Source organism: Bacillus sp. BSL6 (assembly GCF_052928345.1).
On the sequence record NZ_JAVGCW010000005.1, the window covers coordinates 433,374 to 449,016 of the forward strand.

The 15,643-nt window shown below is 35.9% G+C and carries 19 protein-coding genes and 1 pseudogene; 7 read left to right on the plus strand and 13 right to left on the minus strand.

The features are described 5' to 3' along the window. Both nrdG and RCJ96_RS18970 read right to left on the minus strand, forming a co-directional pair. Positions 1-453 carry an anaerobic ribonucleoside-triphosphate reductase activating protein gene (gene nrdG, locus RCJ96_RS18965; protein ID WP_000867063.1) on the minus strand — a complete coding sequence of 151 codons (453 nt, stop codon included), beginning with the start codon at positions 451-453 and terminating at the stop codon, positions 1-3. After that, complete coding sequence (locus tag RCJ96_RS18970; RefSeq protein ID WP_074609087.1) at positions 450-2,306, minus strand: anaerobic ribonucleoside triphosphate reductase; 1,857 nt, start codon at positions 2,304-2,306, stop codon at positions 450-452. Before RCJ96_RS18970 ends, nrdG begins: the two co-directional genes overlap by 4 nt. Positions 2,307-2,531: 225 nt before the next feature. Between RCJ96_RS18970 and plsY the strand changes: the two genes are divergently transcribed. Then, the gene (gene plsY, locus RCJ96_RS18975) at positions 2,532-3,128 is read left to right on the plus strand and encodes a glycerol-3-phosphate 1-O-acyltransferase PlsY (protein ID WP_000258977.1); all 597 of its coding nucleotides are present in this window, start codon (positions 2,532-2,534) and stop codon (positions 3,126-3,128) included. A gap of 108 nt (positions 3,129-3,236) precedes the next feature. Further along, positions 3,237-3,527, plus strand: coding sequence for a HesB/YadR/YfhF family protein (locus tag RCJ96_RS18980; protein ID WP_001054442.1), 291 nt, complete (start codon positions 3,237-3,239; stop codon positions 3,525-3,527). Between the two features lie 26 nt (positions 3,528-3,553). Here the strand turns inward: RCJ96_RS18980 and RCJ96_RS18985 are convergent, their stop codons facing one another. Next, positions 3,554-3,973, minus strand: a complete 420-nt coding sequence (locus RCJ96_RS18985) for an acyl-CoA thioesterase (RefSeq protein WP_000495810.1) — start codon at positions 3,971-3,973, stop codon at positions 3,554-3,556. A 109-nt stretch (positions 3,974-4,082) separates the two neighbouring features. On the opposite strand from RCJ96_RS18985, the gene RCJ96_RS18990 reads away from it, so the two are divergent. After that, positions 4,083-5,375, plus strand: a complete 1,293-nt coding sequence (locus RCJ96_RS18990) for a glycosyl hydrolase family 18 protein (protein ID WP_044793403.1) — start codon at positions 4,083-4,085, stop codon at positions 5,373-5,375. 28 nt (positions 5,376-5,403) lie between these two features. Here RCJ96_RS18990 and tlp read toward each other — a convergent pair whose 3' ends face one another. From tlp to RCJ96_RS19015, 5 genes are all read right to left on the minus strand, one after another. Beyond that, positions 5,404-5,601, minus strand: coding sequence for a small acid-soluble spore protein Tlp (gene tlp / locus RCJ96_RS18995; RefSeq protein ID WP_001133509.1), 198 nt, complete (start codon positions 5,599-5,601; stop codon positions 5,404-5,406). Between the two features lie 99 nt (positions 5,602-5,700). After that, positions 5,701-5,835 (minus strand): acid-soluble spore protein SspN, encoded by a 135-nt coding sequence (sspN, locus tag RCJ96_RS19000; protein WP_000527987.1) that lies wholly within the window; start codon positions 5,833-5,835, stop codon positions 5,701-5,703. Positions 5,836-5,878: 43 nt separating this feature from the next. After that, positions 5,879-6,022 carry an FbpB family small basic protein gene (locus RCJ96_RS19005; protein ID WP_001254697.1) on the minus strand — a complete coding sequence of 48 codons (144 nt, stop codon included), beginning with the start codon at positions 6,020-6,022 and terminating at the stop codon, positions 5,879-5,881. A 139-nt stretch (positions 6,023-6,161) separates the two neighbouring features. Then, positions 6,162-7,109 carry a 3'-5' exonuclease gene (locus tag RCJ96_RS19010; RefSeq protein WP_074609085.1) on the minus strand — a complete coding sequence of 316 codons (948 nt, stop codon included), beginning with the start codon at positions 7,107-7,109 and terminating at the stop codon, positions 6,162-6,164. Between the two features lie 117 nt (positions 7,110-7,226). Continuing rightward, complete coding sequence (locus tag RCJ96_RS19015; protein WP_074609084.1) at positions 7,227-7,802, minus strand: TlpA family protein disulfide reductase; 576 nt, start codon at positions 7,800-7,802, stop codon at positions 7,227-7,229. 251 nt (positions 7,803-8,053) lie between these two features. On the opposite strand from RCJ96_RS19015, the pseudogene RCJ96_RS19020 reads away from it, so the two are divergent. Then, positions 8,054-8,310: pseudogene (locus RCJ96_RS19020) on the plus strand (hypothetical protein). Between the two features lie 24 nt (positions 8,311-8,334). On the opposite strand, the gene RCJ96_RS19025 reads toward RCJ96_RS19020, so the two are convergent. Together RCJ96_RS19025 and acnA are read right to left on the minus strand one after the other, a co-directional pair. Further along, positions 8,335-10,050: an ABC transporter ATP-binding protein gene (locus tag RCJ96_RS19025; protein ID WP_416503863.1), complete on the minus strand. Its 1,716-nt coding sequence runs from the start codon at positions 10,048-10,050 to the stop codon at positions 8,335-8,337. Positions 10,051-10,101: 51 nt separating this feature from the next. Beyond that, positions 10,102-12,825 carry an aconitate hydratase AcnA gene (gene acnA / locus RCJ96_RS19030; protein WP_000238572.1) on the minus strand — a complete coding sequence of 908 codons (2,724 nt, stop codon included), beginning with the start codon at positions 12,823-12,825 and terminating at the stop codon, positions 10,102-10,104. Positions 12,826-13,115: 290 nt separating this feature from the next. On the opposite strand from acnA, the gene sspO reads away from it, so the two are divergent. Continuing rightward, on the plus strand, positions 13,116-13,265 hold the full coding sequence (sspO, locus tag RCJ96_RS19035) for an acid-soluble spore protein SspO (RefSeq protein ID WP_074540648.1): 150 nt from the start codon (positions 13,116-13,118) through the stop codon (positions 13,263-13,265). A 41-nt stretch (positions 13,266-13,306) separates the two neighbouring features. Here sspO and pdaB read toward each other — a convergent pair whose 3' ends face one another. Both pdaB and RCJ96_RS19045 read right to left on the minus strand, forming a co-directional pair. Next, positions 13,307-14,032 (minus strand): polysaccharide deacetylase family sporulation protein PdaB, encoded by a 726-nt coding sequence (gene pdaB, locus RCJ96_RS19040; protein ID WP_416503914.1) that lies wholly within the window; start codon positions 14,030-14,032, stop codon positions 13,307-13,309. A 45-nt stretch (positions 14,033-14,077) separates the two neighbouring features. Beyond that, a complete protein-coding gene (locus RCJ96_RS19045) occupies positions 14,078-14,341 on the minus strand; it encodes a hypothetical protein (RefSeq protein ID WP_001146294.1) in 264 nt (87 codons plus the stop codon). A 121-nt stretch (positions 14,342-14,462) separates the two neighbouring features. Here RCJ96_RS19045 and RCJ96_RS19050 point away from each other — a divergent pair, with 121 nt between their 5' ends. Both RCJ96_RS19050 and RCJ96_RS19055 read left to right on the plus strand, forming a co-directional pair. Next, on the plus strand, positions 14,463-14,585 hold the full coding sequence (locus RCJ96_RS19050) for a small acid-soluble spore protein P (protein ID WP_000042141.1): 123 nt from the start codon (positions 14,463-14,465) through the stop codon (positions 14,583-14,585). A gap of 124 nt (positions 14,586-14,709) precedes the next feature. Then, a complete protein-coding gene (locus RCJ96_RS19055; RefSeq protein WP_000516745.1) occupies positions 14,710-15,096 on the plus strand; it encodes an Hsp20/alpha crystallin family protein in 387 nt (128 codons plus the stop codon). A gap of 309 nt (positions 15,097-15,405) precedes the next feature. On the opposite strand, the gene RCJ96_RS19060 is transcribed toward RCJ96_RS19055, so the two are convergent. Next, a partial coding sequence (locus tag RCJ96_RS19060) for a transposase (protein WP_446699831.1) occupies positions 15,406-15,643 on the minus strand: 238 nt, incomplete at its 5' end.

The window sequence follows — 15,643 nt, forward strand, 5'->3', positions numbered from 1 at the left end:
TTACTCTTTCAATCGAATAATACGTTGATTGGAGCTTCCGCGAAATGGAAGTGTTAAATCTTTTTTCTCGATTTCAAATCTTCCATCGACTAAAACATCCCCATAATGTAACAACTCTATCATATCATTATTTTGAGAACTCTGTATCTCTTCTAACGTATAACCTGTATACATCCATAGATTTTTTTTCAAATCTTTCACGATTTTTGCTACTTTTTTCACTTCAGCAGCTTGGAAAAATGGATCTCCACCTGAAAATGTTACATCAGTTAATGGATTACTTGCAATCTCTTTCACAATTTCTTCTACTGTCATTTCAGTTCCATTACAAATATTCCACGATTTCGGATTATGACAACCGAAACAACGATGCGGACAGCCCGCAAAAAATACGACTGTCCGCAACCCTTCTCCATCTACTACACTATCATGAATGATGTTCATCACTTTCATTTATGTTTCACCCGATCCATCTCTTCACTACGTTTCGCACTATTCCACTTCGACATATCTCCTACAAGATAACCTGTTATACGGCGAATTCTTTCTATTTTAGCCTCATCTTCATTTCCGCAGCTTGGACATTCATTTCCAATAACTCCGTGATAACTACAGCACTTACAACGGTCAACAGGATGATTAATTGAACCGTATCCAACGCCATGTTCTGCCATCGCTTGTACAATTTGTTTTAATGCCTTTTTGTTATGCATTGCTGCTCCATCTAGTTCAATATACGTAATATGTCCCCCGTTACATAGAGCGTGGAACGGGCCTTCTAAACGAATTTTATTTATCGCTTGCATGTTATAATAAACTGGAATATGGAATGAATTCGTATAATAATTATGATTTGTTATACCGCTAATCACGCCAAATTCTTCTCTATCTTTTTTCACAAACTTTCCTGATAACCCTTCTGCAGGAGTTGCAATTACCGAGAAATTCAGTTCATGTTCTTCTGTCGCTTTATCCATTCTATCTCTCATAAAGGAAATGATTTCATACCCGAGTTTCCATGATTCTTCATCTTCTCCATGATGCTTTCCTGTTAAAGCTACTAAACACTCCGCAAGACCGATAAAGCCAAGACTTAACGTCCCTTGCTTTAAAATGGATGCTACAGAATCTTCAGGCTGTAACTTTTCTCCACCGCGCCATACACCTTGTGAGTATAAAAATCGAAAATCTCTTGCTCGTTTCGTACATTGATACTCAAATCGCTCTAATAATTGCTTAATTCCTAAATCTAAATAATAATTTAACGCTTCAAAAAACGCTTCTTTTGAACCACTAATTAATGCTAATTTCACTAAATTAATAGATGTAAATGATAAATTCCCTCTTCCAATCGCCGTTTCTTCTCCATGTATGTTCGACATAACACGAGTACGACATCCCATGTAACATACTTCACTTTCCGGTCGTCCATCATAATGCACAGCATTAAATGGCGCATCTAAAAATGAAAAGTTAGGGAATAATCTTTCAGCCGTTGTCTCTAACGCTAATTCAAATAAATCATAGTTCGGATCACTTTCTTCAAAGTTCACACCTTTTTTCATTTTAAAAATTTGAATAGGAAAAATTGGTGTTTCCCCTTTACCAAGACCTGCTTGTGTCGCTTTTAAAAGTTGTTTAATTAAAAGTCTTCCTTCATTCGATGTGTCTGTTCCATAATTAATAGAAATAAACGGTACTTGTCCTCCGCCCCGACTATGCATACTATTTGAATTATGAATGAAAGCTTCACAAGCCTGATACGTATCATTTTCTGTTTCTTTCCACGCAAATTCTTCTATTTGTTCTTTCGTAAGCGGATATGACTGTAATCGTTTCTTATGTCTCTCTACTGTTTTTCTCACATATGGAGCTAAATCAACATCAAAGAGTGCAAACGATTGACCACCGTGCTGCATATTTTGATTCGCTTGAAAAATAATAGACGAAAGAGCCAATGCACTTTTAATGTCTTGCGGTTGTCTCATATGTCCATGTCCGGTATGAAAACCGTTCGCAAGCATTTGCGCTAACGGAATTTGTGAACAAGTCGTCGTTCCCGTCACATAAAAGTCTAAGTCATGAGGATATAATATATTTTCATTTATCGCCTTTTTCACTTGATCTGATAATAAATTTTCAACAGCATAATATTTCGCACTCTCAGATGCGAACGTTCCCATTACTCCCATTGGAGAGCGGCCATCTACATTTGCATTTTCTTGCATTAAATCTTGTTCATTGCCGTGGACAATCGTCTCAAACACTCTCATTAATTCTTCTCCACGTGTATTTTTTTGTAACATTTATAACCCTCCACCAATATGTTGTTGTCTTTTGATTAAAATGTTACTACATATAGTCTTATTGTTTCTGTGAGAAATGTAACATTCCTGTGAAATTTTTTGCACGAAATAATGAATTTTTCATTTACAAAAAAGAAATGTGCTCTTTACAAATGTATGGTACAATATACGGGAAAAACTCTTTTTACCCTTTATCAACACATTTGAATAAAGGAGACTGAACTTATGGTTACTACATATCTTTTATTTATCGTTGCCTACTTACTTGGCTCGATTCCATTTGCACTAGTCGTTGGAAAGATTGGTTATGGAATTGACATTCGTGAGCATGGAAGCGGTAATTTAGGCGGAACAAACACATTCCGCACATTAGGGAAAAAAGCAGGTTTTACCGTTACAATTGCTGACATTTTAAAAGGGACATTAGCAACAAGTCTACCAATGGTTTTCGGATTAGATATTCACCCACTATGGTTCGGGTTAGCGGCTGTTCTTGGACATGTCTATCCAATCTTCGCGAAATTCCGTGGTGGTAAAGCAGTTGCTACTTCTGCTGGGGTGCTATTATGCTACTCACCAGTTGTTTTTGCAATATTAGCTGTTGTCTTTTTCACCCTTTTATTTACAACAAGATACGTATCACTTTCTTCTATGGTAACAGCAGTTGTTGCTGTTATTGCATCCATTGTTAGCGGGGATAAAATCTTCATTATTGCGATGTGTTTATTAGCAGGTATGGTTATTTATAAACACCGTGCAAATATTGGACGAATTATAAATAAAACTGAACCGAAAGCAAACTTTTCAAAAAAGCAAAAATAAGATCGTAACCCACATAACGCAAAAAGAAAACGTGAAGCATATTAATAGCGTCTTTTTGCGTTATTTTTTATACTAAAGAAAAAGCAACATAATTTGGAGGAACTATACATGAATCTTTCCGTAACAAAAGAAGCAGCACAATGGTATAAAAACGAATTAAACTTACAATCAGGTGAAACACTACGCTTTTTCGTACAATACGGTGGTTGCAGTACTGTGCAAAAAGGACTTTCTTTAGGTATTCGTAAAGATGATCCTGCACATCCTGCTGTGCAAATTCAAGAAGAAGATATTAACTTCTTTATTGAAAGCGATGATGAGTGGTTCTTCGATGGACATAATTTAGTTGTTACATTTAACGACGGTGATGATTTCCCGCAATTTAATTATGAAAAATAAAAAAACGTGGCTTCCGCCACGCTTTTTTATTTTTTCTTGATTTCCTCATATTTCGCATACCACTCTGGATAGAACTTTTTAAATGATACAGGGCGGAACCCTTCTTTTTTTGCACAAATATTCGTTGTACTTGCAGTAATACAAAGTTCGCCATCACCATTATAAATTTCATATCCATATACAACGCGAAGCGGGCTCACTGTATCAACCCACGTTTTTACAATTGCTTTTTCACCGTAACGCATCGCTTTACGATAAGAAATTTGCAAATCTAAAACAGGAGAAATGATTCCTTCCTTCTCCATTTCAACATATGAAAACCCTAAATCTTGTATAAGTTTCGTGCGACCTAGTTCAAGCCACACTAAATAGTTTGAATGGTAAACAACACCCATTTGATCTGTTTCCGCATAACGGATTTCAACTTCATGTTCTGCTACAAACATATGTATTCGCCTTCTTTCACTTCTGCTACCTTGCATACATTTAATCATAATACAGTGACATCAAAAATAAAATAAAAATAGTGAATCTTTTACCGAAAGGAGCAAGCATATGATTCAAATTGTAACGGTTCGTAGCGGTGATAGCGTATATAGCTTGGCATCAAAATATGGATCAACACCTGACGAGATAGTAAAAGACAATGGATTAAATCCAGCTGAAACACTCGTTGTTGGTCAGGCACTAATTGTGAATACGAAAGGAAATAATTATTATGTACAGCCTGGCGATAGCTTATATCGAATCTCTCAAACATATAACGTTCCTCTCGCTAGTTTAGCTAAAGTGAATAATTTATCTTTAAAATCCATTCTCCATGTTGGCCAGCAATTATATATTCCAAAAGGGACGAAACGAGCAGTAGAATCCATCGCTTATTTACAACCTTCAACTATCCCCATTAAAGAAAGTTTAGTTAATTCTACACGTGCTATTAATCCATTTTTAACATACTTAGCCTACTTCAGTTTCGAGGCAAAAAGAGATGGTACGTTAAAAGAACCAACTGAAACAGCTAAAATTGCTAATATTGCAACGCAAGGAAACACCATTCCTATGCTCGTTATTACAAATATTGAAAATGGAAACTTTAGTGCCGATCTAACATCCGTTATTTTACGTGATGCAACGATTCAAAATAAATTTATTACAAACATTTTGCAAACAGCTGAGAAGTACGGTATGCGAGACATTCATTTTGATTTCGAGAGCGTGGCACCTGAAGATCGCGAAGCGTATAATCGTTTTTTACGAAATGTGAAAACACGCTTACCTAATGGGTACACACTAAGTACAACACTTGTACCGAAAACAAGTTCAAATCAAAAGGGAAAATTTTTCGAAGCTCATGATTATAAAGCACAAGGTCAAATTGTTGATTTCGTCGTCATTATGACATATGACTGGGGTTGGCAAGGCGGACCACCGATGGCTATTTCTCCTATCGGTCCTGTAAAAGAAGTACTTCAATACGCAAAATCTCAAATGCCTCCACAAAAAATTATGATGGGGCAAAATTTGTACGGATTCGATTGGAAACTACCGTTTAAACAAGGAAATCCGCCTGCAAAAGCAATTAGCTCTGTTGCAGCTGTTGCACTAGCTCGTAAATACAATGTCCCTATCCGCTATGACTTCACAGCCCAAGCCCCTCATTTTAATTATTTCGATGAAAATGGTGTACAACACGAAGTTTGGTTTGAAGATTCACGTTCTGTTCAAAGTAAATTCAATTTAATGAAAGAACAAGGTATAGGCGGTATTAGCTACTGGAAGATCGGCTTGCCATTTCCACAAAATTGGCGTTTACTCGTTGAAAACTTTACGATTACGAAAAAGGGCTGACAAAAGTCAGCCCTTTTTGTACATTCTGTTAAGATTCATCTTTGATTTCACTTTTTAATGAGTCAATACTTTCTAAACGTCTTTGATTTTTTGCTTCAATAGCAGAACGGTCTTTTTCATTAGAAAGCTCCGCTGTTTCTTTTGCTTCATTAAAGTTATCAATTGTATTTTGCACCATTTCTTGTAACTTTTCAGCGTTATCACTTCGATTATCTGGATTTGGCATGTACTTTCCTCCTAATATTGTATATACACACCATCTTAAATTACCTATCTTCCCTCAAATTTATACATAAAAAAGGAGAATGCAATATTCTCCTTTTCTTTAACCGTTATCAACAATCGGTTGTTTACCCGTTTGGTCTTGCATTTGCTTCCCTTTATTGCCACCAGCTTTTTTTGATTGTGTTCCAATATGATTCGGTGCAAAGTCTTTTGAATTCTTTTTCGGATTACCCATTACTATCGCCTCCTTAACACTAGTATCGTACTAGTGTTAAGAATTATTCAGCTTGCTTAAAAAGTTTCATTTCATAACGTTTTTCAATACGCTCTTCAATACGATCGATTGCATCGCGATCGCTTAATAATTGTTGTTTATTTTCTTTCACAAGTTCGTCAAATGATTTACGGCGACTTCTTCTCATGCTGTTCACCCTCTCTCCATTACTTTCTTATTACATAGTATGAGCAAAGGAAAAACTCTTTAATCAGATTTGTAAGAAAATTTTATGTTTTAATACTCCTAAAAAAACTCCGTGTACAATAAAACGTACACGGAGTTTTTCATACCATAATATTCAAATACTCTTTTAACTTTTCATCTGCATTCATTTCACTTTGTTTATAATCATGCAGCGCTTGCAGTACGAAATCATACTGTTCTAAAATATAACTTTCTAATTTCAAGACATCCTCTAAGCTATTCAGCATAATTCTCGTATTACCAACTTCACTTTTTAATGCCGGTTCACATGCTAAACTCGTACATATTTCTTTCACATCATCTTCTAATATGTCTGTTAATACGTATTTCTTTCGCCCTTTTACCTTTAATCTCATAACTGGATAAAAAGCTTTTATATCTAAATAGCTTCCTACATTCATGCAACGAATCCATGCGATATCACGTTTATTTCGTACAAGTATCTCTTTTACCGCTTCATATACTGCTGTCTCATCAAGTACTTCTGTATTCGATTTCCTTTTCGCCTCTTCTTCAATAGAGGCACATTTTTGATAAACTGCTGCACAAGTAATACAATCATCAAATGCATTATGAGAACTTAAACGAATTCCAAGCATTCGCTTTAACGTTTCAAGTTTATGATTAGGAGCGTGCTTCATATATTTCTTCGCTAAAAATACAGTATCAATCACTTTATTTTTCGGTTCCGGCAACCCCAGCATATTCACATTACTTTTCAAAAAGCGCATATCAAAAGATGCATTATGAGCGACAATTACATTCGTATGTAAAAATGCTAAAAATAAAGGTAACACTTCTTCAATCGTCGGTGCATCTGAAACACGATAATTTGTAATACCCGTTAAACTCGTTATTCGGTCTGGAATTGGACGCTCTGGATTCACATAGGAAACAAATTGATCTACTAGTTCATGATTACGATATTTCACTGCTGCCACTTGAATGATTTTATCATTATAAGGGTTAAATCCTGTTGTTTCAAAGTCAATTACAACATAATCTAACGGTAAGGATATATTCCCCACTCCAAATACACTCCTTTATCTCTCAACGTTTATATTTCTTTTATCATATCATGAAGCTTTCACTACGTGAAAAAGAAAAGGCAGAAATGATTATATTCCATCTCTACCTTTTCACTGTTATTTTAATTTAGCAATTCGTTTCTCCATCTCTTTTTGCGTCATCGGCCCAATAAACTTATCTCGAATGACACCTTTTGTATCTATAAAATACGAAGTTGGGATCGTAATGACTTTATAGGCTGTTGTTACATCAATGTTCTTGTCCAATAAGATAGGAAATGTAATTCCTTTTTCCTTCGCAAAATTACTTACCTTTTCTACTCCTCCACCTTTTTCGGAAGGCGTATAATTTATTGCTAAAATTTCTACGTTATCTTTATGTTTTTTATAGAAAGCTTCCATATCCGGCATTTCTTGCTGGCAAGGTCCACACCACGTTGCCCAAAAGTTTAAAATCACTTTCTTTCCTTTTAAATCTGATAACTTTACATTCGTTCCATCTAACTTCGTTAATGCAAAGTCTGGTGCACTCTTCCCTATTTCAATACCATTACTTGCAATCATCTCTTTCATAGCAGCTTCACTTTTTTCTTGTTCCCCTTGTACCGCCTGATCGTTTTTACCAAACTGTTCATAAGCTGCATATCCCGCTAAACAAAGTAACACTACAATAATCGTAAGCTTCCGCCACATTTTATATCACCCTAACGTGTTTATCTTCTTTTAATATATTCATTCAAATGCTATATACCTTATTTTAGCTTATACGGACAAGCTTGGAAATATTCACAGTCGAAATAATTAGAATATTCTTATTTAAAGTGCATTTTTTTCCTTTTTATCATATAATTAGAAAAACAAATGAAGTATTACCTATCTTCTTCTAGACCCATTCACCTTTTATTTTCATGGTTATATAACCTTCAACAAAAGGGGGATTGTTTATGAATTCATTCGAAAAAATAACATTATATATTCTTAGTTTTCTTTTATATCCAATCGGTATTATTACATGGATCATTTCACTCTTTAGTAAAGATATTAAAAAAAGAAAGTAGGGCGTATTTGTCTTTACATCTCTCTAGTCTCATTCGTCCTTTTCATAATCCTCGGAATTACAACTTTCCTTATGACTGCTACTTTTAATGTTGATCTGAATCATTCCGAATCTATCGAGTATCAAATAAATGACGCTGAATAAAGATAAAGAGCATTGCTCTTATCTTTATTCACACCTCTTAAAAAATGAATGACTTTTTATTAATTTTTCAGGACTTCCACATGCTACAATAATTCCTTCTTTCATGATGACAACGCGATCTGCTAGTATTACTTTCTCTACATCATGCGTAGCCACAATTCTCGTAACCCCTCTTCCTAGTCCTTCTATCATATTCCAAACAAATTCTTGATTGCCCGGATCTAATCCCGCAGTCGGTTCATCTAAAATAATAAAATTCGGATTTGAACCAATTGCTCGCAATAATGCAAGCCGTTTTCTTTCTCCTCCCGAAAACTCTTCACCGCTTTTATGTAGTACAGTTTGAATTCCTTCAGGTAACCCCCTAATAATCGGCGTTACATTTACAAGTTCAGCACTTTTTTCTAACTCGTTTTCTAAGCCCACTTCCCCGAAATACATATTCTCTTTTACTGTCGTCCGAAAGAATCGAGGTTCTTGCCACACTGTAGTCAATCGAGCCTCATTTCCATAATAAGCAATGCTACCGTTAGATGGTTTATACAAACCTGTCATTAATTTTAAAAGCGTTGTTTTTCCTGCACCACTTTCTCCGACAATCATAACGAGTTCACCAGGATTAATTTGCAAATCAATATTATGAATTCTGCATGTCTCTTCACCTTTTTCCTGAAATGAGACATTTGTTATTGTCATCCCCATCGCTCTTTCTACATTACTATTTGCCACTCGTTTATCTAAAAAGAAAAACACTCTACTTGCCGAAGCAACTGCAACTTGTGACATCATTAATAAATCTCCCACATAACGGACAGGGAAAAAGAGCATCTCTATTGTCGCTAAAACTGCAACAAGTGAACCAACTTCCATTTCGCCCTGCATTATTTTTTGCGCACCTATAATAAGAACAACGATATATGCTCCTGTTTCAATCACCGTTCCAACTACTCCAATGCAATGTTGCATCATCGTCTTCTTTATTTCTGTTTTATAAGATTGTGCTGTTACTCCTTTAAATAAGCGAACGGCCCACTTTTCTTTTTGTAAACTACGTAAATCTTGTGCTCCTTTTACAAACTGTGACATCATCTCTACAACAGTTGATTGATTTTTTTGAGCAATACTGGCAATATTTCTTACCTTTTTCCCTAAAAGCATCGGAACCATTGCACTTAAAAATAAAAATGGAGTTACCCACAATATAAACTGTATATCTATATGTTGTAGTGCTATGATCGCACCGATAAATTGCGCAATGGCGTGTATATATTCTATTAATATAGAACCATATAACCTGACCCAGTTCGGAATATCAGATACGACTAACGTTTCTAGCTCTCCTTGTTTGATTTTCTCACTCTCTTCAAACGGTAATAGGAAAAAATGGCGCAATACATCTATACGCTTCTCTCGTAATATTCGCTGGCTCGCTTTTGAGCTTACATAATCAAATGAAAGATTGTTCACCCACATCAATAAGCGGGTAACTGTAAACAAAGTAATGTAAAAATACGCTCCCTTCAGCTCTCGTTGAATTAGGTTATCTACAATTAGTCCCATGAATAGTGGACGGGATAGATTTAAAATAGCTGCAAAAATCCCACTGCATACAGCTGCTATGACTAATATTTTTTCTTTCTGTAACGGTAACAAAATTCTTTTAAATTCTTTCATGACGTTTCCTCCATTTTTTATAGTAAAAAGAAAGGGATGAAACCATTTGGTTTCATCCCTTTCCATAAAATAAGGAAGCTAACAGTTGTTAGCTTCCTTATCATTCATTTCAATTGTTTAGTTCGACACTTTAGACTCTTCAATTTTCTCACGAAGAACCATTTGTAAGATCCCACCGTGACGGTAGTAGTCAATTTCAACTTCACTATCGAAACGAGCTACTACTTCAAATTGTTTTTCGTTGCCATCTGCATCAGTTGCAACTACTTTTACAAGATCGCGTGGTCTAACTGTTTTGTCAATTTGAATTTCAAATGACTCGTTACCAACAAGACCTAATGTTTCAGCACTTTCGCCATCTTTAAATTGAAGCGGTAATACGCCCATTAACACTAAGTTACTGCGGTGAATACGTTCGAAGCTTTCTGCAATTACTGCTTTAATACCTAATAAGTTTGTACCTTTTGCAGCCCAGTCACGAGAACTTCCCATACCGTAATCTTTACCAGCAACAACTAAAAGGCCTGTGCCATCTTCTTTATATTTCATAGCAGCATCATAGATAGATGTTACTTCACCAGTTGGCCAGTATGTTGTATATCCGCCTTCTGTTCCTGGTGCGATTTGGTTTTTAATACGGATGTTCGCGAATGTACCACGCATCATAACTTCATGGTTACCACGACGAGAACCGTAAGAGTTAAAGTCAACTGGTTGTACGCCGTTTTCTAATAAATAGCGTCCAGCTGGTGTGTGCTTACCGATTGAACCTGCTGGTGAAATGTGGTCTGTCGTTACAGAGTCACCAAATTTACCAACTACGCGTAAGCCTGATAACGTTTCAACTTCACCTGGCTCTTTAGATAAACCTTCAAAGAATGGTGGGTTTTGAATGTACGTTGAATCATTATCCCAAGTATATAAAGCTTCGTTTGAAGTTTGGATTTCATTCCAACGCTCATTGCTGTTAAATACTTGTGCATATTCTTTCTTGAACAGCTCAGATGTAACAACGCTTTGAACTACATCTTCAATTTCTTTAGCTGATGGCCAAATGTCATTGAAGTAAACAGCATTGCCATTTGCATCTTTACCGATTTCATCATTTTTCAGGTCAATATCAACAGTACCTGCAAGTGCATATGCCACAACAAGTGGTGGTGATGCTAAGTAGTTCGCTTTTACAAGCGGGTGAATACGACCTTCAAAGTTACGGTTACCAGATAAAACAGATGTTACTAATAAATCGTTTGCTGCGATTGCTTCTTCTAATTCCGGTGCTAATGGACCAGAGTTACCGATACAAGTCGTACAGCCGTAACCAACTGTTTGGAAACCTAATTGGTCTAAATACGTTGTTAAACCTGATTTATCTAAGTACTCTGTAACAACTTTAGACCCTGGTGCTAATGATGTTTTTACGTACTCAGGTACTTTAAGTCCTTTTTCAATTGCTTTCTTCGCAACTAAACCTGCCCCAATTAATACGTATGGGTTTGATGTATTTGTACAGCTTGTAATTGCAGCAATTGCAATTGCACCTGTTTTCATCGTTACTTCTTTATCTTCTAATGTAACCTTCACTTCTTTATCGAACTCTTGCTCATTAAATCCAAGTCCTTGTGTTCCAACTGGTGCTACAACAGCTTTGTGGAACGCATCTTTCATATCTGAAAGTGGAATTAAATCTTGTGGGCGTTTCGGTCCAGAAAGGTTAGATTCGATTGTATTTAAATCAATTTCAACAAGATCAGTGTAAATTGGATCTTTGCTGTCTGCTGTATAGAATAAGCCGTTCGCTTTACAATATTCTTCAACAACGCGAATTTGCTCTTCATCTCTACCTGTTAAACGTAAGTATTCTAATGAAATTTCGTCGATTGGGAAGAATCCACAAGTTGCGCCGTATTCTGGTGCCATGTTTGAAATTGTTGCACGGTCAGCTAAAGGCATGCTCTTTAAGCCATTACCGAAGAACTCAACAAATTTACCAACTACACCTTTTTGACGTAATACTTGTGTTACTTTTAATGCAACGTCTGTTGCTGTAGTACCACTTGGAAGTGTACCAGTTAATTTCACTCCGATTACTTCAGGTACTGGGAAGTATGAAGGCTGCCCAAGCATTCCTGCTTCTGCTTCAATACCACCAACGCCCCATCCAAGAACGCCGATACCGTTAATCATTGTTGTATGTGAGTCTGTTCCAACTAATGAATCTGGGTATGCAACTAAGTCACCTTCAGCATTTTTTACAGCGTGAACAACTGGTGCTAAATATTCAAGGTTTACTTGGTGTACAATACCTGTAGCTGGTGGAACTGCACGGTAGTTATCAAATGACTTTTGTGCCCAGCTTAAAAATTTATAACGTTCTTCATTACGTTTAAACTCTAAGTCCATGTTGAATGCAAGCGCGTCTGCTGTACCCGCTCTATCAACCTGTACAGAGTGATCAATTACAAGGTCTACAGTAATTTCCGGATTAATTTTATCAGGATCCCCACCCATGTCTGCCATTGCTTTACGAAGCGAAGCCAAATCAACAACAGCTGGAACACCAGTGAAATCTTGTAAAATTACACGAGATGGTTTAAATGGAACATCGATATCTTGCACATCTTTCGTTCCCCATTTCGCTAAATTTGTAACATGCTCTTCTGTAATTACACGTCCGTCTACTTGACGAAGTACTGATTCAAGTAAAACTTTCACGGAATATGGTAATTGAGATACGTTGCCAACCCCTGCATTTTCAAGCGCTTTCAAATCATAATAATGATACGTTTTTCCATCTACTTCAAAAGTTGCACGTGATTGAAATGGATTATGTTTGACCATTATGTTTCCCCCCTGTTAAACGTGACTAAGTTGTCTGAATATAAAATGTAGACAAACTTTTCAATACCTTACGATAATATCTTATTACAACTTTCTAAATAAGTAAATAATAAGAAACTTATAGATTATCATAAGTTTTCTTTATGTTTCTAAATTTGAATAGTGTTCATGTTCCTTATGAATACTATTACCATAAAGTAAAGTGCTCTATTAGCGCTTTCTTTACAGTTCATACATACTATGAACTGCTCATCATGCAACTTACAAAAAAGTTATAGAGGTGAAATAAAATGGGTAAAAGAAAAGCAAATCATACTAGTTCAGGAATGAATGCAGCATCTGCACAAGGACAAGGTGCTGGTTATAACGAAGAGTTTGCAAATGAAAACTTAACTGCTGCAGAACGACAAAATAATAAGAAACGCAAAAAGAACCAGTAACGAAAAATCCCAAAAGGAGCATTCACCTTTTGGGATTTTTTCTAATGTTTATAACGTAACAATTCCGAAACCGTTACAAATCGATAGCCCTGCTTTTTCAGTTCAGGTAATATTTTTGCTAGCGCTGCTACTGTTTGACTACGATTATTTCCTCCATCATGTAGCAATACGATATCACCACTTTTAGCATGTTTCACTACATGATTTACGATAGATTCAACCCCTGGATTTGCCCAATCACGTGGATCTTGATGCCACGACCATAGAACAGTTTGATAACCAGCTTCTTTCGCTGTTTTAAATACAGCATCGTTAATATAACCGCCAGGAGGACGGAATAGCAAAGGCTCTTTCACCCATTTTCCGAAAAATTTCTTTCCATCTAAAATATCATTTTCTAATTTTTCATCCGATGAATTACTCGCATACAAATGGTTCATCGTATGATTTCCAATTTCATGCCCCTCTTTTAACACTTGTTTCACTAAATATGGATTACGCTGCACTCGAAATCCAATCATAAAAAATGTCGCTTCTGCTTTATATTGGCGCAATAAATTTAAAATTTGTGGTGTATAAGTTGGATCCGGTCCATCATCAAATGTAATAGCAATAATCTTTTCATTATTAGGTACTTCCCATGTTACATAGCCAGTTGGTTCTAGCTCTTTTCTGAGCAACATTTTCGCTTCCACTTTTTCAACTTGAAATATATGTACTGCGCATAATAAAGAAAAAATGAGTAGAAAAATTTTCTGTTTTCGCATAATATTCGTTAAAGTAAGAGGTTGTCGAATACACAACAACCTCATTTACTTTTCTAATTGATCTACATGCTGCATAATATTTTGAAGATTATTTTCGTATTGCTCAAGTTGTGGGCGTTGTGTTTCCGAAGCTACTTCTAGTGCATTTTGAATCTGTTCATACGCTTCCTGAACCTCTTGGCGTAATTCTTTTAAATCATGACCGTAGTTTGGATCATTTTTTACAATGTTGTTAAATGCATTTTCTGCTTGTGTAACACCTTGCTGCGCTGCTTGAAAAGCTTGTTGCTTATCTTTATGATATGGCATTATACAATCCCCTTTCCATAATAGTTAGTCCCACTTATCTTTACCTTTTTTTCTAAAAACATTCTCGTATAAATTTGCAAACTTCTCTCATTCTAAAAAGAAAGAGGAGGTGTCACAGACAATGAGCAAAAACAATCGTGAAGCGAAAGAAAAAAAAGGACAACCCGAACCATTAAGCGGATCTCATAAAGTAAAAAACCGTAACCATTCACGTCAAAAACATCATGCACATCATGATATGTAAAACAAAAAATGCACACTAGCTACCTTTTCCACATACAATGTTTATATTTTTCCATTTATTCTTCACCCCTACTTCATTCATGCATAACATAGTATGAATTGAGATTTTACGGAGGGTGTCTTACATGGGCAAGAAAAAGAAGGATTGTCTTTTTCATGTTGATGGTTTCGAAGAATGGATGGATCAGTTTTGTTCTGATTCTTGTAGCAACTTTAGTTTCCCAAATCAAATTCATATTGACCTTTGTGAAACGGAACAAGAATACATTTTGGAAACAGATGTACCAAATGTGACAGAACAAAATGTAGTCATTAAAAAGATGAAGACAGGCCTAAACATTTGCATACTTCATAAAAATATTTCTTTGCAGAGGATCATTCCTTTACCCGATAATATTATTTATAAAAAGATGCTAGCCTGCTTAGAGAATGGATATTTAGCCATTCATATTTCCAAAAATGAAGTAGCTCATAAACATGAGGAAAAAGTTCTTTTTCAAATTGAGAATTAAAATAAAGTAAAACTTTAATCAACAGGAGTTTTACTACCCGTTAATAACGGGATAAATACAAAAATAAGCCCCAGCAGATGACTGGGGCTTATTTTATTTCGCATGTAATTCTAAATTACAATTTCCACCATGCCTTTTTTCAATAAACCTTTCTTGAGACTCCCACGACTAAAGTCGCAAGCCCTAATTCCTTACGGATTGACGGGTGGGATTCTTGAATGACTAAACGTTCGCAGTCCATTTCTGTTTTGAACAGACTTCAAGATGAGGACATCTCATTGCCCCTCCTAAGACAGTGCGTATAGCATCTTAGGCTGATTGACTGTTACCATCAATCACAGTTGCGTAGCGAATATTCATCGCCCCAACAATATCACGATGTTTCTCAAATCCACATCGGCACTTGTATTTTCTGTCTGGTGCTTTGTTCTTTTCAGAACATTTCGGACATGTTTGACTTGTATAAGCAGGGTTCACATATTCTACCTTAATACCAACTAAATTCGCTTTGTATTCAATGAATTGTGCTAAACGATAGAATGACCAA